This is a genomic window from Cobetia sp. 5-25-4-2 (genome assembly GCF_013374075.1).
GTDB classification, from domain to species: domain Bacteria; phylum Pseudomonadota; class Gammaproteobacteria; order Pseudomonadales; family Halomonadaceae; genus Cobetia; species Cobetia marina.
In genome coordinates this window covers 1-890 of record NZ_BLWK01000024.1, presented here as the reverse complement: position 1 = coordinate 890, position 890 = coordinate 1, and the positions used below count along the sequence as shown (strand labels likewise).

Sequence of the window (890 nt, the reverse complement as noted above, 5' to 3'; positions counted from 1 at the left end):
TTGCCCGCCACATCGGTAATCACGGCTGTCGCGGCGTAGCTGCTGCCATCGGTCAGGTCGTCGGCGGCAATGATGACCGCCACGTTGCCGGCGGTGATGTCGTCGGCGTCCAGCTCGACCGAAGCGGTGATCACGTTCTCCGCGTCTGCGTCGTCGCCCAAGGTGACGGTCACGGTGTCACCCGCGACGGCTTCCTCGCTGAGGGTGACCGTGGTGTGCAGACCATCGGTCAGCTCATCGATATTCACACCATCGAGGGCTTCGGTGATGGCCAGAGTGGGGGCAGACGGCGCGGTGGTATCGACCGTGATGGCGATGGCGTTGGACAGCACGCTGTCATTGCCGGCGGCATCGGTGGCAATGGCGGTGAAGGCGTAATCGCCCTCGTCCAATGCGGTGATTGGCGTGATGCTCCAGTTGCCGTCGGAATCTGCCGTGTCGGTNGATGGCGTTGGACAGCACGCTGTCATTGCCGGCGGCATCGGTGGCAATGGCGGTGAAGGCGTAATCGCCCTCGTCCAATGCGGTGATCGGCGTGATGCTCCAGTTGCCGTCGGAATCTGCCGTGTCGGTACCCAGCACGGTTTCCCCGTTGTAGAGCGTGACCGTGCTGTCGGCTTCCGCGGTACCGGAGACGGTCGGGGTGGTGTCATCGGTACTGTCACCGTCGACCAGGTCGGCGGTCAGATCGCCAACGTTGTCACTGATGGTGGTGATGACCGGTGCAGACGGCGCAGTGATGTCGATGGCGACGTCGATACTGTTCGAGGCATCAGAGCGGTTGCCCGCCACATCGGTAATCACGGCTGTCGCGGCGTAGCTGCTGCCATCGGTCAGGTCGTCGGCGGCAATGATGACCGCCACGTTGCCGGCGGTGATGTCGTCGGCGT

At 63.8% G+C, this 890-nt stretch carries 2 protein-coding genes; both read right to left on the bottom strand.

Going from position 1 to position 890, the window contains the following annotated elements:
- Positions 1 to 392: hypothetical protein (locus HXS65_RS17360; RefSeq protein WP_218015116.1), on the bottom strand; the 392-nt coding region annotated here is incomplete at its 3' end.
- Positions 337 to 890: Ig-like domain-containing protein (locus HXS65_RS17355; RefSeq protein ID WP_176494532.1), on the bottom strand; the 554-nt coding region annotated here is incomplete at its 5' end. The genes HXS65_RS17355 and HXS65_RS17360, both read right to left, overlap by 56 nt.